This window comes from Microcoleus sp. N9_A2, from assembly GCF_036701775.1.
Classification (GTDB): Bacteria; Cyanobacteriota; Cyanobacteriia; order Cyanobacteriales; family Microcoleaceae; genus Microcoleus.
The window spans coordinates 22289-45165 of record NZ_JAUBRH010000020.1; the positions used below are offsets into that span (position 1 = coordinate 22289).

General features: G+C 47.0%; 8 protein-coding genes. 2 read left to right on the forward strand and 6 right to left on the reverse strand.

Annotated elements, in window-relative coordinates; translation table 11 throughout:
• Both QUA44_RS14305 and QUA44_RS14310 read left to right on the forward strand, forming a co-directional pair.
• Positions 1 to 1449: calcium-binding protein (locus QUA44_RS14305; protein WP_333309739.1), on the forward strand; the 1449-nt coding region annotated here is incomplete at its 5' end.
• 901 nt (positions 1450 to 2350) lie between these two features.
• Positions 2351 to 5632, forward strand: a complete 3282-nt coding sequence (locus QUA44_RS14310) for a DUF4347 domain-containing protein (protein ID WP_333251396.1) — start codon at positions 2351 to 2353, stop codon at positions 5630 to 5632.
• Positions 5633 to 5760: 128 nt separating this feature from the next.
• On the opposite strand, the gene QUA44_RS14315 is transcribed toward QUA44_RS14310, so the two are convergent.
• The 6 genes from QUA44_RS14315 to QUA44_RS14340 form a co-directional block, all read right to left on the reverse strand.
• Positions 5761 to 9363, reverse strand: coding sequence for a WD40 domain-containing protein (locus tag QUA44_RS14315; RefSeq protein ID WP_333251398.1), 3603 nt, complete (start codon positions 9361 to 9363; stop codon positions 5761 to 5763).
• A 2-nt stretch (positions 9364 to 9365) separates the two neighbouring features.
• The gene (locus tag QUA44_RS14320; protein WP_333251400.1) at positions 9366 to 10010 is read right to left on the reverse strand and encodes a Uma2 family endonuclease; all 645 of its coding nucleotides are present in this window, start codon (positions 10008 to 10010) and stop codon (positions 9366 to 9368) included.
• Between the two features lie 35 nt (positions 10011 to 10045).
• Positions 10046 to 13600 (reverse strand): AAA-like domain-containing protein, encoded by a 3555-nt coding sequence (locus QUA44_RS14325; protein ID WP_333251403.1) that lies wholly within the window; start codon positions 13598 to 13600, stop codon positions 10046 to 10048.
• A gap of 27 nt (positions 13601 to 13627) precedes the next feature.
• Positions 13628 to 17209 carry a WD40 domain-containing protein gene (locus QUA44_RS14330; RefSeq protein WP_333251406.1) on the reverse strand — a complete coding sequence of 1194 codons (3582 nt, stop codon included), beginning with the start codon at positions 17207 to 17209 and terminating at the stop codon, positions 13628 to 13630.
• A 9-nt stretch (positions 17210 to 17218) separates the two neighbouring features.
• Positions 17219 to 20815, reverse strand: a complete 3597-nt coding sequence (locus QUA44_RS14335; RefSeq protein WP_333251407.1) for an AAA-like domain-containing protein — start codon at positions 20813 to 20815, stop codon at positions 17219 to 17221.
• A 241-nt stretch (positions 20816 to 21056) separates the two neighbouring features.
• Positions 21057 to 22346 carry an AAA-like domain-containing protein gene (locus tag QUA44_RS14340; protein WP_333251410.1) on the reverse strand — a complete coding sequence of 430 codons (1290 nt, stop codon included), beginning with the start codon at positions 22344 to 22346 and terminating at the stop codon, positions 21057 to 21059.
• Between the last annotated feature and the right edge of the window lie 531 nt (positions 22347 to 22877).

Here is a 22877-nt window from a genome sequence, read left to right on the forward strand (position 1 = left end):
CCGGCGCCAACTCCAACTCCCACACCGACTCCGGCGCCAACTCCGACACCGGCGCCAACTCCAACTCCCACACCGACACCGGCGCCAACTCCGACACCGGCGCCAACTCCAACTCCCACACCGACTCCGGCGCCAACTCCGACACCGGCGCCAACTCCAACTCCCACACCGACTCCGGCGCCAACTCCGACACCGGAACCCACTCCAACTCCCACACCGACTCCGGCGCCAACTCCGACACCGGCGCCGACTCCAACTCCGACACCGATTCCAACTGAGACTCCGACACCCACACCGGAACCCACTCCGACACCCACACCGGAACCCACTCCGACACCCACTCCGACTCCGGCGCCAACTCCCACACCGGAACCCACTCCGACACCCACACCGACTCCGGCGCCGACTCCAACTCCGGCGCCGACTCCGCCGCCGACACCAACTCCCGCACCGACACCAACTCCGGCATCGGATGGTTCCCTGCTCGATAGCCTCAACGCCCCGCAACTCGACTCTGCCACCATCACCCCCAACCCCGTCCAAGAAACTATCAACGGCGGTAACGATGCCGATTTCATCATGGGCGGTGTCATCAACGAGTCGATTAACGGACTTGTCGGCAACGATATTCTTTACGGTATGGGCGGCAATGACAACATTGACGGCGGTGCAGATAACGACTCAATCTTCGGCAATGGAGGCAGCGATTTCATCTCTGGCGACGCTGGCAACGATACCATCTACGCTGGCAAAGATAATGACACTGTGGTTGGTGGTGAGGGCGACGACTTGTTGAGGGGAGATTTAGGCAATGATACAGTTGCCGGCGGCCTTGGCAACGACAGCATTTTCGGCGGTAAAGATGACGATATCTTACTCGGTGAAGATGGAGACGACTACATTTTAGGCAACTTAGGAAATGACACAATTAATGCTGGAAACGGCAACGATATTGCCTTTGGCAATGAAGGTGCAGACCTAATTTTTGGCTTATTGGGAAATGACACGCTTTATGGCGGCAAAGAAAACGACAGTCTCGATGGCGGTGAGGGCAGCGACTTGCTGTTCGGCGGCAATGAAAACGATGTGCTGTTCGGCGACATCGGTAACGATACCATGTACGGCGGCAAAGGTAATGATATCCTCAGTGGCGGTGCTGGGGACGATTTCCTTTCCGGGGATGTTGGGGACGATACATTGACTGGAGGTTCGGGAAATGATGTGTTTTTCCTCAATCAAAGTTTTGGTAGCGACATCATTACTGATTTCCGCAAGGGTGAGGATTTAATTGGGTTGAATTCTGGTTTGAGTTTTAATCAACTCAGTATTACTTCCAGCAACAATCAGACTTTGATTACTGTGACGGACACTAATCAATTGTTGGCGAAGCTTAACGGTATTACACCCGGTATTCTGACTGCTACCGATTTCACTCAGGTAACAATCTAACTGCCTGGGGTAGGGTTCACTATAAGCAGCCAGCCCGCTTAGAAGTGGTGAAGAAAGCTCTCAAAATCCTGAAATTTGGTGGATGACGTTAGCGCAGCCCGCCCCTACGGGGGCTACGCCAACGAATAGGATCGCTCGATCTGATTCTTTTCAACAGCGATCGGTAATAAATCTTGTTTATTGCCGATCGCCCACACCTAGAATTAGGCACATCCGTCTATTGCAATCCTGAGCTGGCTAGCCATAAGCAGCGCCCGAATAAAGCCAGCTTTTTTAGCCACTAAATTTCTGATTTTTGGGAACTTTTTTCGAGCCACAAAAAAGTTAAATTAATCAAATCTTTAGGCGATTTTCCTGGTTTTAGCTAAGGTGAATGTATCAGGTAATAGCTAGAGCAATTGTCAGAAATTTGCAACTCCAGAAAAATTTTTTGGAATTTAACTGACCAAGGCTACAAAATGGTTTAATGCACTACTTATCTGGCTAAGGGTGTGCATAGCCAATCTACATAGAGAGGTTCCCCGTGCCGGACTATTTACCAAAAAAAATTGGTTTAAAGCCTCTCCCTGATCGGGAGAAATTAAAAGAAGACTATTCATTACTCCAATCCTCTTCCTTCCAGGTAGAGGTCGCTATCAACTGTCAACTGTCAACTGTCAACTGAAATTACATCCTCTGCTGTTAATTGCTAAAAAAATCGCAATTTTCACACAGCTTAAGCTGATTAGGGAGACAAGTCTCGGATTTCACTTAGGGATAAAATTAAAGTTTTCCACTAAATTTTAATCTCCCCGATGGAGCACCGAGGTTTTAATCCTGCCTACTGCATTCTGCATCTTTAGCCTTCTGCTTTCAAGGTGAATCTACCAGCAAATAGTAAACATTCTCATGGGTATGCGAAATGAGTTCAACTTTTGCCATCAACATGGATTCACAATCTGTTCTCCGCAATGCTGGTTCTAAATCTATTGTCTTCATTGATTCCGACTTAGATGACTATCAAACTCTTGCGGGTGGCGTGCTTCCCGGTGCCGAACTCATCATTTTAGATAAAAATGGTAACGGAGTCGAGCAAATTACTGCGAAACTGCAAACAATTTCTGCTGCGGGAGGAACTGTAGATCAAGTTCACATTTTTTCTCACGGCAATTCTGGCAGCTTGCAGCTAGGTTCTGCAACGCTGAATTCGGATAATTTGCCGCAATATGAAAGCCAGTTGCAAGGGTGGCGAAATGCGCTAAGCGACAAAGCAGATATTGTGCTTTACGGTTGCGATGTTGCGGCGGGTTCGGGAAGTGATTTTGTCGATCGCCTGGGCGAGTTAACCGGGGCTGATATTGCGGCATCTAGCGATCGCACTGGCCGCGGCGGTAACTGGAATTTGGAGTTTGCCAAGGGTGATATTGAAGCACCGCTAGCCTTGACTCCAGAGGCAATGGCGGATTACCGAGGGACTTTAGCGACTATTACCGTTACCAACAATAATGATAGCGGGGCTGGTTCCTTGAGAAGTGCGATCGCCTCCGCAGCAGCCGGCGACACCATTCAATTTGCCTCCACTCTTGCCAATCAAACAATTACCCTCACTTCCGGTCAACTTGTCATCAACAAAAACTTGACAATTGATGCAGTTGGTGCAGCCAATTTAACCATCAGTGGCAACAATGCTTCGCGGGTTATCCTCACTGAAGGTTCAACCAATGTTACTCTCAAAAACCTGATTGTTGCCAACGGTAAAGCTTCTGGAAGCGATCCGAATAATGAGGTAACTAGCGCAGGTGGTGGGATTCAAACTGGCGGTAACAGCACTTTAAATTTAGAAAATTGCCAAGTCAATAATAACGTCGCTGGTTACGCTGGTGGGATTTATACAGGCTTTAAGAGTACCACAAATGTGCTTAATAGTACATTTGAAGGCAATGATGGGCGATCGGCTAACAGCGAACGTGGCGGCGGTGCGATTGCCACAAAAAGCGGCAGTTCTCTCACTGTCAAAGGCTCTACTTTCACCAACAACAAAGGCATTAACGGCGGAGCAATTAACCACCTTTTAGGCAACCTAACCGTCGAAAATTCTACTTTCTTAAATAACGATTCTACCGCTGGAACCGGAGGAAATACCAGTGGTTATGGTGGTGCAATTTACACCGATGGTGCTAATGCTTCCGGTGCAAATAGTACACCTGGGCCCGTTGGTGGCACGATCGCAATTCGGAACAGTCGCTTTGAGGGCAACAAAGGTGCAGGACAAGGTGGCGGGATGTTCCTGTTTGTCTATCCCGCAGACAAAATTATTATTGAAGGCAGTACAATCGTCAACAACCAAGTAACTAAAGGTTCCAATGGCGATTCACTTGGTGGCGGTTTACGAATTGGCAACGGCGAATTTACAATCAGCAACACTACTTTTTCCAACAACTTAGCGCAGAGTCAAGGTGGTGCTTTATGGGTAGGAGAAAAATCTCCCGGTACTATTATCAACAGTACCTTTGCAGGGAATAAAGCAGAAGACGCTAGTGGCAAAAGTGGTTTGGGTGGTGCAATGATGTTGAATACTCTTGAATCCATTAGCATTGTCAACAGCACTATTGCTAAGAATTCAGCAGGATTTCAAGGCGGAGCATTTTGGGGTGGTGGTTCACAAATTACTCTCAAAAATACAATTGTTGCTAACAATACCGCAAATAATGGTGGCAATGCTTGGAATATCAAACAAAATGCTGGTAACAGCAAATTTAGTGATGGCGGTGGCAATTTTCAATGGCCAGCCAAAAATCCTAATGACTCCAGTGATTTTAATGTCACAGATGCTGTGACTATTGCTGACCCTAAATTGGATGTTTTGCAAACTATTAATGGTTTCTCTGTGATGCCTTTGCTAGCAGGAAGTCCGGCAATTGATCGGGGTATTGCTGCTGGTGCACCTGCTACTGATGAGAGGGGACAAACTCGCGTTGACGGTGATAGTAATGGAAGCATAATTGCTGATAGTGGTGCCTATGAATTTAACGGTACTGTCACCCCAACACCGACTCCGACTCCTGTACCCACTCCCACACCCGCGCCAACACCGACTCCGACACCAACTCCCACACCGACTCCAACTCCAACACCAGCTCCGACACCCACACCGACTCCGGCGCCAACTCCCACACCGGCGCCGACTCCGCCGCCGACACCAACTCCCGCACCGACTCCAACTCCGCCTGCAGATGATTGCCTACTCGATAGCCTCAACGCCCCGCAACTAGATCCTGCCACCATCACCCCCAACCCCGTCCAACAAACTATCAACGGTGGCGACACTACCGACTTCATCATGGGCGGTGGCATCAACGAATCGATTAACGGACAAGCCGGCAACGATACTCTCTACGGCATGGGCGGCAATGACAACATTGACGGCGGCGCAGATAACGACTCAATCTTCGGCAATGAAGGCAGCGATTTCATCTCTGGCGACGCTGGCAACGATACCATCTACGCTGGCAAAGATAATGACACTGTGGTTGGTGGTGAGGGCGACGACTTGTTGAGGGGAGATTTAGGCAATGATACAGTTGCCGGCGGCCTTGGCAACGACAGCATTTTCGGCGGTAAAGATGACGATATCTTACTCGGTGAAGATGGAGACGACTACATTTTAGGCAACTTAGGAAATGACACAATTAATGCTGGAAACGGCAACGATATTGCCTTTGGCAATGAAGGTGCAGACCTAATTTTTGGCTTATTGGGAAATGACACGCTTTATGGCGGCAAAGAAAACGACAGTCTCGATGGCGGTGAGGGCAACGACTTGCTGTTGGGCGGCAATGAAAACGATGTGCTCTGTGGCGACATCGGTAACGATACTCTGTACGGAGGCAAAGGTAATGATATTCTCAGTGGCGGTGCTGGGAACGATTTCCTTTCCGGGGATGTTGGGGATGATACTTTGACGGGAGGTTCGGGAAATGATGTGTTTTTCCTCAATCAAAGTTTGGGTAGCGACATCATTACTGATTTCCGCAAGGGTGAGGATTTAATTGGGTTGAATTCTGGTTTGAGTTTTAATCAACTCAGTATTACTTCCAGCAACAATCAAACTTTGATTACTGTGACGGATACTAATCAATTGTTGGCGAAGCTTAACAATATTACCCCCGGTATTCTTACCGCTAGCGATTTCATTACTCTGTAGTTATTATAGCAATCCTCGCATCATTTGTGAATTTCTTACTCCCGATCGAGCCGGTTCGGGGCAGGGTTGGAGTGAGGGAAAAAATTTACGACTCCTGCAAGGATTGCTATAATAAAGCGGACTTGATGTTATTCCGTTCCAATACGATCGCACAACAAGCGATCGCCCTTTTCCACCATCGCATTTGTCCGCAAATAATCCCGCAGGCGATCGCACCCGTAACTCAATAAATCCAGATTCAAAACTTGCTCCACATTCCACAAAATCAGCGTATTATCCTCGCTGACAGAAGCCACAAACGCCCCATCCGAACTATACGCCACTCCCCGAATCGCCCCAGAGTTACCTCTGAGAGTCGTTAATTCCGTACCGTCAGAGTTCCACAACTTCACCGTATTATCCACACTACCAGAAGCAATAATCTTACCGTCCGGGCTAAATGCCACCCCCCAAACCGCCGCCGCGTGACCTTCAAGAGTTCTCACTAACTTACCATCCACAGTCCAAATCTTAACAGTATTGTCCCCACTGCCCGAAACAAGAAATTTACCGTCAGGGCTAAACGCCACCCTCCACACCGCAGCAGTATGACCTCGAAAAGTTCGTAGGGGCAGTGCCCCCGTGCCTGCCCCGTCAAGCTTCCACAACTTAACAGTACCATCGCCCCCAGCCGAGGCAATTAGCTGACCGTCCGGGCTAAATACCACCTGCCAAACAGGAGCATAATGTCCTGTCATAGTATGCAATAAAGTACCATTGGGCCGCCAAAGTTTAATAGTATTATCTTGACTGCTAGAAGCAATAATTTGACCGTCAGGACTGAAAGCCAATCCAAAAATCGTAGCGTTATGACCTACCAAAGTTGCGATCGCATTTCCGTTTTGAGTCCAGATATTCACCTGATTATCGTTTGTGCCAGAAGCAATTAACTTGCCATCGCGACTCAGTGCAACAGCATAAATCGCAGTATTTTGTCCAGTGAAAGTCCTCAATAATTTGCCTTGCCGACTCCAAAGTTTAGTCGTGCCATCCTCACTACCTGTAGCGATTGTAGAACTATCTGCACTCAGTGCGATCGCCCAAATCCCAGCTTTATGTGCACTAATAATCGTCCGCAAAGGGTTGTGACTCTGCCACAGCCTCACCGTATTTTCTGCACCCGCCGAAGCAATAAAACTGCCGTCAGGACTCCAAGCCATCCCCCAAATCCCAGCAGTGTGACCTCTAAAAGTCGTCAGTTCTGTTCCGTCGTCAACATTCCATAGTTTTACAGTCCCATCCCGACTTGCCGTAGCGATCATCTTACCGTCTGGACTGAAAACAACTGCGGATACTACAGCAGAATAACCTTCAAGCGTTCTCAGCAAAGTACCGTCTTTGTTCCAGAGTTTCACCGTTTTGTCTCCACTTCCGGTAGCAACAATCTGACCATCTAAACTAAACGCCACTGCAGATACCACAGAAGTATGACCCCGGAGAGTTCTTAACAGTTTGCCATCAGAGTTCCAGAGTTTCACCGTTTTGTCTCCACTTGCGGTAGCAACAGTCTTACCGTCTGGACTAAAAGCCACTGAGGGTACCCCAGCAGTATGACCCTGGAGAGTTCTTAACAGTTTGCCGTCAGAGTTCCAGAGTCTCACCGTTTTGTCCATGCTGGCAGAGGCAATTGTTTGACCGTCGGGATTGAATGCCACTGTCCAGATACCAGCAGTATGACCCTGAAAAGTTTTCAACAAAGTACCGTTTCGCTGCCAAAGTTTTACAGTCCCATCATCACTTGCAGAAGCAATAAACTGACCGTCCGGGCTAAATTTGACCGCTCGGACGATCGCCTGATGACCTTTGAGCGTTGCGATTTCCCTTCCGTCGCGCCGCCACAGTTTGATAGTTTTATCCACACTTGCTGAGGCAATAAACTCACTGTCAGGACTAATATCAACTCCGAGAACAGCCGCTTTATGACCCGATAAACGGTTGTATTCATCTGCTTCGTAAACAGCTTGTCTCAGTACATTATCAACTCGACCAGCGGTATCGGCACCTACCCCACCTAGTTTTTGCACTTTTCCTTTGGCTTTAATCGCTTCTATCAGTGCATCCAAGCGGCGATTAGAAGCAAAAAATCCGTCAGAAGAAGATGCCAGCGCTTTAATTTCGCTCACCCGCGCTTGCCGTTCGCTTGCTGTTGCTTTGCGATATTGAAAAAACGTTGCGATTCCCAACCCGCAGGCGAGCAGTAATGCCATACTGACTGCAAACAATAAGATTCTTTGTTGTTTGGCTGCTTGGGTTTCTTGAATTAGTCTTTTGTGTTCTTCTGTTAGCCTCGCTTCAATTTCTTTAGTGCGTTCTGCCTCTAATCCTTGTTGTACTTCGCGCCGATCTATTTCTTCACTTGCAGCTAAAAATTGATAGTCTAAATCGCTCAAACTTTTTCCCTGGGCCCAACTTTGAGCATCTTTCAAAGCTTGTCCCCGCAACAGCCGCGATAAATCTTGCTGCTTAGATGTCACCCACGCATCAAAGGTTTGAGAATAAGGCCGCAGTTGTCCTAATTGTTTGTCTACCCATTTTAGGTTAAAAACTTGTTCGTAAATAGGGTTTTTTACTTTCAGTAAACTTTGCTCTTTCACCACCAACCCAGAGAGGATGAGTTCTATTTGTTCTGGGCTGTCATCGGTTGAGATCCCCCCTGCCCCCCGCCGGAGGGTTCTGATTGTCTCCCCCCCTTGATAAGGGGGGGTTAGGGGGGGTTCTGATTGTAAGATTTGCTGGTAAATTCCGAGCAATCTACTGGTTTTTTGTTCGTTGCGAAGGATGCGATCGCGGATAGTTTTTAAATGCTCTGGTTCGTCGCAGGCTGGCCAATGGTGGATGATGCGCGATCGCACTAAATTTTCTACCCAAAATGCCTCCGTGCCGGGAGGAATAGTTAAAAGTTTTATATCAATTTGTTGACTAATATTTACTACTATGTTACAAAGCTTTTGCGTGAGAAAAGGTTGCCCGCCCGTCCAATTTAAGATTTCTTTTAAGACCAGATCGGCATTGTTTACGCTTGCTTCTAATCCCACCAATAAAGGCTGCGCTTCCTCAAAGGTAAATCCTGGCAAATCAATTGCCGTTCCAATATTAAATGGAGTCCGATTTTTGTCAGCGATTAAGTCGCTAGGGGTTGCCACTCCAAATATGGCAAAGGTAAGGCGATTATACTCTGGATTAATGGCGCGTTGGTTGTAGCAAAACCGAATTAAGGCAAAAAAGTCATCAACGGGAAAATCTAAGCCTAAAATACTATCAATTTCATCAACAAATATAAAAATTTTATCTTGGGGGAATTGGACGAGCAGAATATTTTCTATAAAATGACTTAATCTTTGCAGTAGGGAAACTTCTTCTTCATCTCGCCACCAAGTTTTTAAGTTGATTTTCCCTAAAAGATTGAAGCCGCGCCACAGTTCGGCGGCGACTCCTTTATACCACTGCAATGGGGTAATATTTTCGCTACCGGTACGAGTTAAATCGAGGGTAGTGCATTGATAGCCTTGTGATTTGAGTCGGTGTAGGGTACGGACTAATAGGGAAGATTTTCCCATTTGTCGCGAGTTGAGGACATAACAAAAATCACCAGTTTTTAAGGCTTCATATAGTTGCAAATCTGCTTTTCGGCTCACATAGGTAGAGGCGTTTTTGGCAAGACTTCCGCCGACTTGATATTCGAGTTTACTCATCTTTAAGCACCAGAGCGCAGCCGTTGTCTAAATTCCTTAGCTGCTATTAGCGAATTGGGATATCGAATGTATTCTGCCAGCAATTCTATATCCAGATTAGGGAGAACCGCGCTGCGAGCAATTGGTTCATAACCGCAGGTTTGGACAAATTTAACAGGGATTTCTTCTCGCAGGTAGTAGAGGCTGAATCGGTTATTTTGCCAGAACCAAACTTCTTTAACATTCAGCCTTCTGTAAATTTCCAATTTGTTAATCCCACCGCTGGTAACAATTACCTCAATTGCCAGGTCTGGAAATTCTTTGTCTGTGCCAATGCAGTAAGCTTCATCGGGTTCGGTACCGCCGCTTTTCTCCTCTCGTCGCAGGGTTGTAGAGCCGAAAGGAAAATAGTTGATGTCTGCTTCTAGGAAGTAAATTTCTAGGAGATTCCCAATGCGAGTTTTTCTGTTTTCATGGCGGCGGGACGGTGAAATAATTTCTAAGGCTCCATCTAAATACGTGACTCGATATGCCGAAGTATCGCCATTTCTGGCGAGCAAGGCTTCATATTGCTCCCAGTTAACGCGATCGGTAATGTAGCGGCATTCAGGATCTTGGCGTTGGAGCGCTTGTTGGTCAAGTAGCGTTTTGAGATCGCTTGTAAACATTAGTATTATCTCCTTTAGGTTGTCTTTATTCTAATTTAGTGAATTCGATCGCACAAATGTCTATCTTCCTCCTTGACATCGGCATTTGTTCGCAGATAATCCCGCACGCGATCGCACGCATAACCCAGTTCATCGAGTTTGAGAATGCGCTCCACATCCCATAAAATGACTGTGCGATCGTCCCCGGCGGAGGCAATCTGTTTACCATCGGGACTAAACGCCACCCCCCAAATGTTCCCTTCATGTCCGATTAGCGTCGTTATTTCTGTCCCGTCTGTTTTCCAGAGTTTGAGTGCGCCAGTTGAGCCACCCCCCACCAGCATTTGACCGTCAGGACTGAAATCAACCGCCATCATGCCTCTAGTATTTCCCTTGATGGTTTTCAGCAAAGTGCCATCGATCGTCCAAAGTTTAATCGTGTCATCCCTGCTGGCAGTTGCCAAAGTGCGACCGTCAGGACTGATGGCAACTTCCCAAACAGGGCTGCGATGACCCTTTAGGGTCTTGGAAAACCTACCGTCAAGACTCCACAACCGAGCCGTGCTGTCGCTACTGGCTGAAAGCAGCCTCTGTCCGTCAGGGGTAAAGTCCACATCGTAAACCCTAGCTTGATGCCCTGTGAAAGTTCGTAGGGGCGGTGCCCCCGTACCCGCCCTCCCGTCCTTTTTCCACAGTTTCACGGTTTTATCGTTGCTAGCAGAAGCAATTAGCTGACCATCTGGACTTGGGGAGATATCCCAAACACCAGCTTCATGACCTGTTATGGTTTTCAGTAGCGTCCCGTCGAACTGCCAGAATTTAATTGTTTTATCTTCACTAGCGGTAGCAAGGAAAGGTGCGATCGCAGGATTGGTGCTGGCACCAGAGAGGAAAGCAACCGAGTGAACGGCAGTCTCGTTTCCGGCAAAAGACTTCAGCAACGTGCCGTCTCGGGCCCACAGTTTGAAACTGCCATCGGAAGAGGCGGAAGCTAGCATCTGACCTTCGGGGGAGAAATCCACATCCCAAATCGTGCCGCCATGTCCGTAAAGGACTTTCGAGAAGGGGTTTGTCGGATTCCAGAGTCGAGCGGTATTGTCGTCGCTAGCAGAGACAACCATTTGACTGTTGGGAATAAAAGCAAGCCCGCGAATTCCAGATTGATGCCCTTTAAGGACTTTCAAAAGTGTCCCGTCCGGCTTCCAGAGGTTGATGGTTTGGTCGGCGCTAGCGGAAGCAATCACATCACCTGCTGTACTGACAGCGACTTCAAACACTTCCGCACTGTGACCGCTAAGAGTTCGCAGCAGGGTTCCGTCGGGTTGCCAGAGTTTGACAGTGTTGTCAGCGCTGGCAGAGATAATGGCGGGACGTTTTGCACCGCTATTGTCTGCAAGTAAAGCGAAATCAACGTCCCAAACGCTTGCGCTGTGACCTTCCAGGGTTCTCACGAGTTCGCCATCTAGAGTCCAGACCTTGACCGTATTATCTGTGCTGCTAGAGGCTAGCAGGTTTCCATCCGGGCTAAAGGCAACACCCCAAACCGAACCTTGATGTCCGCTCAGGGTTTTGAGCGGTTTGCCATCAATGCTCCACAGGCGAATGGTGCTGTCTTCACTGGCGGAGGCGATGCGCTGACCGTCTGGACTCACGGCGATCGCCCAGATCGCAGCCTTGTGTCCCTGAAAGGTTTTGAGCAGTTTGCCTTCCCGACTCCACAGATAAATATTGCCGTCCACGCTGGATGTTACCAGGCGCTGGCTGTCGGGACTAAAACAAAGGGCGTAGACGCTGCTGATCGTGTGTTGCAGAGTATGCAGCAAGGTGCCATCCCGTTGCCAGATCTTGGCTGTTTGGTCGCCGCCTCCGGTGGCGATGAGTTGACCGTCTGGGCTGACATCAACTGCCAGAACCGGGCTGGAATGCCCCAACAGGCGATTGAATTCTGCCGTTCCATAGATGGCTTGTTGCAGCACTTGTTGAACTTGAGATGGCAACAGGGGGCTGGAATTAACTAGGCTGTCGATCCTGCGTCTGGCTTTGATAGCAGTCACGAGGGCATCTAATCGCTGTTGGGAGGCGAATTGCCCTGCAGATGAGGAGGTGAGGGCTTGAACTTCGCTCTGTGCGGCGCGGTGATATTGCCAGAGGGCGATGAAGGCAAAGGCGATCGCAACTATCAGTGCTCCACTGAGCGCTCCAATAAACCTCCGCTGTCGCTTTGCCGTCTCTCGCTCTAAAACTAACCGCTTGCGTTCTTCTGTGAGTCTGGCTTCAACTTCTCTGAGCCTCGCTGCTTCCAGCGCTTGCTGCACTTCCAGCCTGTCTAATTCACCAGAAGCGGCTAAGAAGTGATAATCCAAATCGCTCAAACTTTTTCCCTGGGCCCAGTAGGAAGCGTCTTTTAGCGATTGTCCGCGCAACAATCGCGATTCATCGGTTTGTTTTGAAGCGATCCAAGCGTTGAAAGCTTGGGAATAAGGACGCAGTTGCTCTAACTGTTTTTCTACCCATTCCAGGTTAAAGACTTCTTGATAAATCGGGTTTCTTACCTTCAAAAAACCTTGTTTTTTTACTACCAAACCCGATAGCAGCAGTTCGATATGCTCTCGACTATCATCCGCTTCAATTTCACCATATTGTAAGAGGTTTTGATAGATACCTAAGCTACGTGCAGTGCGTTGCTCGTTGCGAATGAGGCGCTCCCGAATTGTCTTGAAATGCTCAGGCTCATCTTGCGATTCCCATTTATTGATGATGTTTTCTCTCACCAATGATTCCACAAAAAAATTCTCTGTTCCCGGTGGTATTTTTAAATCGCCGCTGTGGGATGCGCCAGCTATTCTTACCACTAATTCACATATTTTTTGTGTTAAAAAGGGCTGTCCTCCAGTCCAATATAAGATTTCTTTGAGAACTGCCTGCAGATTGGCTATGACCTTTTCTAACCCTTTCGCTAATGGTTGCGCTTCTTCTAAGCTAAATCCTGACAAATCGATCGATTGTCCGATATTAAAAGGTGTCCGATTTTTATCGGCGATTAAATCGCTGGGTGTAGCTACTCCGAAAATTACGAAGGTAATCCGGTTGTATTCTGGATTAAGGGCTCGTTGGTTGTAACAATAACGAATCAAGGCGAAAAAGTCATCAACGGGAAAATCTAAGCTTAAAATACTATCAATCTCATCGACAAATATAAAAATTCGCTCTTGAGGAAATTTTACTAATAAAATCTCTTCAATAAATTGACTCAATCTTTGCAGGAGAGAAACTTCTTCTTGTTCTTGCCACCAAGTTTTTAAATTGACTTTTCCTACAAGATGGAAGCCACGCCATAAATCCCCAACAATTCCTTTATACCACTGTAAGGGAGTAATGTTTTCGCTACCGATGCGGGTCATGTCGATCGTGCTGCATTGAAATCCTTCGGCTTGCAATCGATGGAAGGTGCGAACGAGAAGGGAAGATTTGCCCATTTGCCGCGAATTGAGAATGTAGCAAAACTCGCCTCGTTTTAAGGCTTGATAAAGTTCGATATCTGCTTGTCGTTCGACATAGGTAGGCGCATCAGTTGTGAGACTGCCACCAATTTGATAAGAGTAATCTTTCATAATTGATAGTTAATTTTTTCGGATAATTTAGCGATCGCCCACTGCATCGCACAGATGCCTATCCTCCTCCTTGACTTCGGCATTAGTTCGCAAATAATCCCGCACCCAGTCGCAACCATACTGGAGAAAATCGAGCTGGAAAATTCGCTCTAAATTCCACACAATTGCTGTGGTATCCTGACTTGCTGAGGCGATGAACTTTCCATCAGGGCTAAAGGTAACTCCGAACACCCCATCGCTATGTCCTTTTAAGGTTTCAAGCTCTTGACCATCGTACCTCCAAAGTTTGACAGTGCCGTCAAAACTTGCTGAGGCGAGAGTCTTGCCATCGGGGCTAAATGCCACTGAGAATACCCCATTTTTGTGTCCCTTTAAGGCTCGAATTTCTGTACCATCCAACCGCCAAAGTCTTACCATGCTATCCATACCTGCTGAAGCCAGAGTCTTGCCGTCAGGGCTAAATGCCACTCCAGCTACCTGACGGCGATGGCTTGTTAAAGTGTGTAGAAGCTTGTAGCTGCGCTTTCCAGAGGCGATCGCATTATCCCACTGCCAAAGTTTGACTGTGCCGTCCACACTACCAGAGGCAATCAGCTTTCCATCGGGGCTAAATGCCACTCCGTTAATGTAATCGGTATGTCCTTTGAGAGTTGCCAATTGGGTGCCGTCAATCCTCCAAACTTTAACCGTTTTGTCCTCACCCGCCGAGGCGAGTGACTGTCCATCTGGATGAAAATCAACCGCGAAAACTCTACCTTGATGTCCAGTAAAAGTCTTGATTAAGGTTCCATCTAGTCGCCACAATCGAACAGTGCTGTCATAACCGCCTGTAGCAATCGTGTCTCCCTTTGGGCTGAAATCAACTCCGAAAACTTTATCAGCTTGTTTGGGGAAAGTGCGAATTAAACTACCATCAAGTCGCCAAAGTTTAACGGTATTATCACGACTGGCGGTGGCAATTGTCTTTCCATCAGGACTAAATTTTATGGTGTAAATCGATGCTTGATGTCCGTTAAGAGTCTTGAGCAAACTATCATCAAGCTTCCATAGCATAATCGGGCCATCCCAACTGGATGAGGCAAAGATTTGCCCGTCAGGACTCCAAGCCAATCCAGAGACGACATCCTTAGCGACTGACAGGGTTTTTACCAGAGTCCCGTCAAGCTGCCACAGTTTGACTGTTCTGTCTAGACTTGCCGAGGCAAGCAAACCACCTTGAGGGTTAAAAGCGATTTTGGTCACGGCGTCGCTGTGTCCAGTTAGAGTTTTGACTAAAGTTCCGTCAAGCTTCCAAAGTTTGACTGTTTTATCCGCACTCGCCGAGGAAATGAGATATTCTGAAGGGCTGTTGGCGTAGCCTGCGCTTGGCGCATAGGCAACATTCATAACTCTATCCGTATGTCCGGTGAGGGTTCTGATCAGTTTACCGTCTGCATTCCAGAGTTTGATGGTTCGATCTTTAGAAGCAGATGCAATAGTTTGACTGTCCGGGCTAAAGGCAACGCTGTTAACTTCATCTGTATGTCCGGTGAGAGTTCTCAGCAGTTTACCGTCTGTACTCCAGAGTTTAACTGTTTTATCTTTAGAAGCGGAAGCAATAATCTGATTGTTCGGAGCGATCGCAACTTGTGTAACGTTATCGTTATGTCCTTTTAAAGTCTGCCACAAGGTATAACTCGGCTTGACCTTTGGTGAATTTGTACTGTTTTTACGCCAAAGTTTAACTGTTTTATCCGCCGAACCCGAAGCAATTAAATCCCCTCTGGGGTTAAATACGACTCCCCAAACTGCATTGTTGTGCCCTTGAAGCGTTCCTAGTCTTGTACCGTCTTTTTCCCAAAGATCGATCGTTTTGTCGGCAGAAGCTGAGGCGATGAGTTCCCCATCAGGGCTGAAAGTTACATCATTAACCACATTGTTATGCCCCGATAAATGATTATAGTCAACTGATCCATAAACAGCTTGATGGAGAGCTTCTTTAGCTGAGCGTTCGAGATCTGGGTCTACAGCACCTAACTTTTGCAGTTGTCGCTTTCCTCTGATTGCCTCTATGAATGCGTCTAATTTTTGATTTGAGGCGAATAGTGCTTCGGAAGATTTGGCGATCGCTTTGATCTCGCTGACAGCGGTTTGCCGATACTGAAAATACACCGCTAGCCCCAATGCACAGGCGATAATTAATGCTATAGTTACTACAAAAAGCAAAAATCTTTGCCGCCTAGAACTTTTTTTCTCTACAGCTAATCTTTTTTGTTCTTCTGTTAGTCTGGCTTGAATTTCTTTAGCCCGTTCTGCTTCCAATCCTACCTGCATTTCTCTGCGGTCTAATTCTTCAGAAGCGCCTAAAAACTGATAATCTAAGTCACTCAAACTTTTACCCTGGGCCCAAGCTTGAGCATTTTTCAAGGCCTGTCCGCGCAACAGTCGGGATTGATCGGTCTGCTTGGAAGTTATCCAAGCATCAAAGGCTTGAGAGTATGGACGCAAGGAAGCGAGATTTTTTTCTACCCATGTTTTGTTAAATACTTCTTGATAAATCTGGTTTCTTACCTGTAAAAACCCCTGAGATTTTACTACCAAACCAGACAGCAATAGTTCTACCTGTTCTCGCGAGTCATCCGTGGGTACTTCCACTCCTTGTAAGATTTTTTGATAGATGCCTAGTAGTCTGCCAGCACGTTGCTCGTTTCTCAGGATGCGATCGCGGATCGTCTTTAAATGCTCTGGTTCATCTTGAGATTCCCAATTCTGGATGATGTACGATCGCACGACAGATTCCACAAAAAATCCTTCAGTTCCCGGTGGAATTATCAGCACGTCACTGTGAGATTCTCGCGTCGCTCTTACTATCAATTGACACAGCTTTTGGCTCAGAAATGGTTGCCCAGAAGTCCAAGCTAATATTGATTTGATAATTGCCTCGGCATTACTAACTACACTCTCTAACCCTTGAGTTAAAGGAGAGGCTTCTTCCCAGGAAAAACCCTGCAAATCTACTGCTTGTCCTATATTAAAAGGTGTCCGATTTTTATCGACGATTAAATCGCTGGGCGCAGCTACTCCAAAAATCGCGAAGGTAATCCGGTTGTATTCTGGATTAATGGCTCGTTGATTGTAACAATAACGAATCAAGGCGAAAAAGTCATCGACGGGAAATTCTAAGCTTAAAATACTATCAATCTCATCGACAAATATAATAATTCGATTTTCGGGAAATTGGGCTAATAAAATCTCTTCAATAAATTGACTCAATCTTTGCAGGAGAGAAACTTCTTCTTGTTCTTTCCACCAAGTTTTTAAGTTAAGTTGCCCTAAAAGATGGAAGCCGCGCCATAAATCCCCAACGATTCCTTTGTACCACTGTAAGGGAGTAATGTTTTCACTGCCGATGCGGGTCATGTCGATGGTGCTGCATTGAAATCCTTCAGCTTGCAATCGGTGCAAGGTGCGAACAAGAAGGGAAGATTTGCCCATTTGTCGCGAATTGAGAATGTAGCAAAACTCGCCTCGTTTTAAGGCTTGATAAAGTTCGATATCGGCTTGGCGTTCGACATAGGTAGGCGCATCAGTTGTGAGACTGCCACCAATGTGGTAAGAGTAATCTTTCATAATTGATAGTTAATTGTTTCGGAGAATGTCACGATCGCCCACGGCATCGCACAAATGTCTATCCTCCTCCTTCACATCGGCATTTGTTCGCAAATAATCCCGCACCCAATTGCAACCAAAAGCCAGTGGATCTGTATTGAGAATTCGCTTCACATCCCACAAAATCGCCGTTTGGTCATGGCTGGCGGAGACAAGGAAAGTGCCGTCGGGACTAAAGGAAACTTTTGTCACCAAACCTCTATGTCCCGTGAGCGTCCTCAGCAAGATGCCATTTTTATTCCAGAGTTTCACCGTGTTATCTAGACTTGCCGTAGCGACGATTTCACCATCCGGGCTAAAGGAAACTCCCTGCACTCCCTGTGCGTGACCTTTAAGCGTTCGCAAAAGCTGTGAAGAGTGAGGAACTGAGGTGTCAATAAGAGTCGATGAGATATCTAATTTCCAGAGTTTGGCGGTGCCATCTGTACTGGCTGAGGCGATCGTCTTGCCATCGGGACTGAAACTGACCCCCATAGTCATAGCCTGATGGGCATCAATCGCCTGCAACAAAGTGCCATCGGGCTTCCAGATAGCGAGAGTACCGCTGCTACCGACGGCGGCTAAAGCTTTTCCATCAGGGCTAAAGGCCACACTCCAGAAGGCGTTGCCATCTAGCTTCAGAGTTCGCACTAACACGCCGTCTGGCTGCCAGAGTTTCACCGTGCCGTCTGAGCTTGCGGAGGCAATAATTTTACCGTCCGGACTCCAAGTAATTCCGTAAACTACACCTTTGTGGGCGTTGATTTCTCTCAGAAATCTGCCATCCTTGTGCCAGAGTTTAACTGTTTTTTCGCCCCCCACTGCAATGAGTTTACCGTCAGGACTGAATGCCACATCCCAAAGCCCCCCTGTACCCTCCTTAAGCGTCCGTAGGGGCAGTGCCCCCGTGCCTGCCCCATCGACGCGCCAAAGTTTCACCGTGCCGTCTGTACTGGCAGTGGCGACGATTTTACCGTCAGGAGCGAAAGCAGCTCTATAAACAGCAGCGTCGTGACCTAGCAGGGGCAAGAAAAAAATGTTTTTCGGCTGCCAAAGTTTGACAGCATTTCCTATACCCAGGGAAGCAATTGATTTGCCGTCAGGACTGAAATCGATATTCCATACGGCACTGCGATGTCCTGCAAAAGTTCTGATATCTTTGCCGTCTTTGCTCCAAAATTTGATTGTGCGATCGCCGCTGGCTGTGGCGAAAATCTCACCGTCAGGACTGAAATCTAGACTCTCAACGCCAGATGCGTGACCTTTAAGGGTTTGCAGGGGCTGTAACTCTTCGTCTGACGGGGCATGGGAGGGCCAAAGTTTAACAGTCTTATCCATGCTCGCAGAGGCAAATATCTTGCCGTCAGGACTGAACTTGACCTCCCAAATGGCAGCGCTGTGTGCTTGAAACGTTCGCAGTAACTTTACGGAGGCCCAGAATAAGCCGCCTTTTTTCCACAATCGGATCGTACCCTCCGCACTTGCGCTAACGAGCATTTCCCCGTCGGGGCTAAAGCTCAGGCTCCGAACTGCATCGGTGCGATCGAGAATGGTTAATAAATTGCCGTTTTTGTCCCAGAGTTTAACGGTGTTATTCTCACCGGATGCAGCTAAAATCTCGCCATCTGGACTGAACGCCACACCGTTAAACTCCTTACTGTGTCCCTCAAGGGTGTGTAGGAGTTTGGGACCCGGCCAAGACGTTCCCTTTTGCTGCCAAACTTTAACTGTGCCCTCTCCACTGGCGCAAGCGAGGAGTTTGCTGTCGGGGCTAAAAGCCATCCTCCACACTATACCGTTGTGGGGAAGAGTCGCAATCAGGGTGCCATCTCGCTGCCAGAGTTTGACCTCGTTATCTGTACTTGCAGAGGCAATTGTCTGAGCGTCGGGACTGATTGCTAATCTATACAGTGTCGCCTGATGTCCTGATAAGCGGTTGAACTCGGAAGCTCCATAAACTGCCTGCTCTAGTAATAATTGCACGCGCTTTTCTAGTTCGGGATTTGCTTTACCCAGTTGTTGCAGTTTGCGCTTGGCTTTGATGGCGGCGATGAGGGCGTCTAATTTTTGCTCTAAGGTGAAGAGGGCGGAGGAGGAGGTGGCGATCGCTTCGATTTCGCTCAATGTAGCTCGACGATATTGCCAAAAAGCTGCTGTTCCGAGAAACAGGGCGATCGCTAATGCTAAAGAGAGTGCAGCAATAAACCACTTTTGCCGTCTGGCATTTTTTTCGACTTCTTTTAACCTTTCTGCTTCTAAGGTCAGTTGCATTTCTTGCTTGTCGAGTTCGGCGCTAGCTGCTAAAAATTGATAGTCTAAATCGCTCAAACTTTTTCCCTGCATCCAGAGTTGAGCATCTTTTAAGGCTTGTCCCCTCAAAAGGCGCGAATCATCTGTTTGTTTGGCAGCGCTCCAAGCATCGAAAGATTGGGAGTAAGGACGCAGTTGCCCTAATTGTTTCTCTACCCATTCTATATTAAATACTTCTTGATAAATTCTGTTTTTTACCTGCAAATAGCCTGCAGTTTTTACCACTAAACCCGATAGCAATAGTTCGATTTGTTCTCGGCTGTCATCGGTTGGGACGGGCGGGCACGGGGGCACCGCCCCTACACTTTGCAAGATTTGCTGGTAAATGCCTAGCAATCTTCCGGCGCGTTGTTCGTCACGTAGGAGGCGATCGCCTATGGTTTTTAAATGCTCCGGTTCGTCCTGCGATTCCCATTTATCGATGATTTGCGATCGTACCAAACTATCCACCCAAAATGCCTCGGCTCCAGGGGGAATATTTACTAATCCTCCCGCCGTTTCTAGGCTGGATCTATACGCCAAATAGCAAATTTTATGGGTGAGAAATGGCTGTCCTGAAGTCCAAGCTAATATTTGTTTGAGAACGGCATGAGGATTACTGACGGCACTCTCTAATCCCTTAACTAATAGTTGGGCTTCGGGCAGATCAAAACCCTGCAAATCTATAGCATGACCGATATTAAAAGGAGTTCGCTTTTTGTCGGCAATTAAATCGCTTGGCGTGGCTACTCCAAAAATTGCAAAAGTAATGCGGTTATACTCTGGATTAATCGCTCGCTGATTGTAGCAAAACCGAATTAAGGCAAAAAAATCATCGACAGCGAAATCCAAACTGAGAATGCTATCGATTTCATCGATGAATATAAATATCCGCTCGTGAGGAAAATTGACCAGCACGATATCTTCAATAAAATGACTCAATCTTTGCGAAAATGAAACCTCTTCTTCGTCGCGCCACCAAGTTTTTAAATTAACTTTTCCTAACAAATTGAAGCTGCGCCACAAATCCCCAACAATTCCTTTATACCACTGTAAGGGAGTGATATTTTCGCTACCGATGCGGGTCATGTCGATCGTGCTGCATTGAAATCCTTCTGCTTGCAATCGGTGCAGGGTACGGACTAAGAGAGAAGATTTGCCCATTTGTCGCGAGTTGAGGATGTAACAAAATTCCCCAGCTTTTAAGGCTTCATAAAGTTCGGAATCTGCTTGCCGCACTACGTATGTAGGCGCATCACTGGCGAGACTGCCACCAATTTGGTATGTTACCTGGGTCATGCGGTTTATGGGTGGGTTTAAAGCTGAGTATGTAGGGAATTTATTTAGAGGTAAGGATGTGGTGCTGGAGCTGTATTATAATATAAGTTATGATAAATTATGCTAAATTATGGTTGATTTATCCCTTTTTTTTAGTGCGCGTAGGCGGACTTTATTTGTATAGCAGCGATTTCTAAGCGCCAGAAAACGTCGAGTTTTCAAGGGGGATATTGGATTACGCAAAGAAACTGTAAAGCCTGCTCTAAATAAAGTTGTGCGAACCAAAATAGAGGCGGTACAACTCACAGCTTAGCGTACAGCGGTTGTTATCGATATGAATCAGCCCTATACTAAATAATTTAGAAGCCACTATCGGATCTAATTCCACTCCGTGTTCCGATTTTACTACTTGTTTAAGTGCAACCGCCAGTTCGGGATACTCTTGCAATGTTGCCCAAAAACTCCGCAAGTAATCTTTATAAATTCCCGCTATTGTCGGAGCTTCTTGTAGTAGCTGATCTAGCGTTACACTGTTGTGACAGAGGTGGTAAAAAGCGAGCCGCACCAGATAAGGATGTCCCCCCACCATTGCCATCAGTCGATCGGCATCGGAACCCTCTGTCCAATCCAGTCCGTGACGCTGGGCTAAAGCAAGTATCTGCTCTTCTGTAAAATAGGGTAATTGCAGCGGTAAACCGACATTAAAAGGCGATTCAGTGAGCTTTAAAGGAATATAAATTTCTGTGGAGTGAAGAACGATTAATCGCAGTTTTCCCAAAGTTTCAATCCGCTTTGCTTCTTCATGCCAGCTTCGCAGCAGCGGCAAAAATTCTCGGGCAATTTTTGGATGTTCAAAAATTATATTTACTTCATTTAACGCTAACACAATAGGGGTACTTATTTGTGCTAATATATATTGTTGTAAATAGATGGTGCAGCTTACTTTGCTACCCATGTCTTCATCCCAATAATCCTCTAATAGAGGTGGTAATTCTAGGTTACGGCTGATGTTGGCACAAAACCAGCGTAAAAATTTATCGATATTGGCTAAGACAGCTTCCTCGGCTTGCTGAAAATCTAAACTTACAGTTCGATAGTCAAGAGAAGTCGCGCGATCTAAAATCCGTAGCAAAAGGGAACTTTTTCCCATCTTCCTGGGAGCTTTAATCCGCAGCACACTTCCTGGTTTGGTAATCTCTCGATAGGCGAGTTCTTCAATTAGCGGGTGAGGGATATAAAATGGCGAACCGAGGGGCACGGGAGAGCCGGGAAATTCTAAAGGTGTTGCGAGGCATTGGCTGCGGGTGAAGGATTCAATTAATTCTCGTTCCTCTGCAGTCAGGGAACGTGATTCTACACAAGAGCGAAAATTTGATTTGCTAATAGATGTCTGCAAGATTTGAGAGAGAGATTGCCACAAGGATGAGGCGATGTTTCTCAGGTAATGCTCTCCGTAATGAGAGGCAGATGCGATACTTGTATAAGTCTTTCCTTCCCAAACTTGGCGGAGTATGATTTCTTGTACTGGATATAAATCTTTTTGTAATCGCACACGAGTTAGCTGTAGTACCTCATCTATCGTCATAACTGGCAATAACCATATAAGTGTATCGTTGATATTATCACTTATGATGGAGTGTAAAGCTCAGAGCGATCGCCGATTGGATTGCGACACGATCCTGTCGCGACATTTCTCAGGGGGTAATTGGTCACATCGGTTAATTCTCCCCCGAAGAGTATCACCATCAATAAAAAATTCCCTCGCGGGGTGGGGGCGGGTGTCTTTAACCTGTCTGCACTCTTCAAGAGCACAAGAGTGAACCCACCTCTACAGGCTTTGGAGAATGGTTATCTTCGTTAAGTGAAATCCCTGATATGCGTTAAATCTGGTAATTTCCCCGTTGTCTGACGGATCGCTGAGTGCTATAACCTAATTTCAATGGGCGCTGGCGCTCCTACTGGAAAGGAATCTGCGCTCAGTTTTTCTTTATCGTTGGCCAAAATGTCATGCCGGTGTCACAGTTGATAGTGAAGGCAGGATTAAAAATGTGACAGTTGACTTTGCTAAAGCTGAGTCGATTGA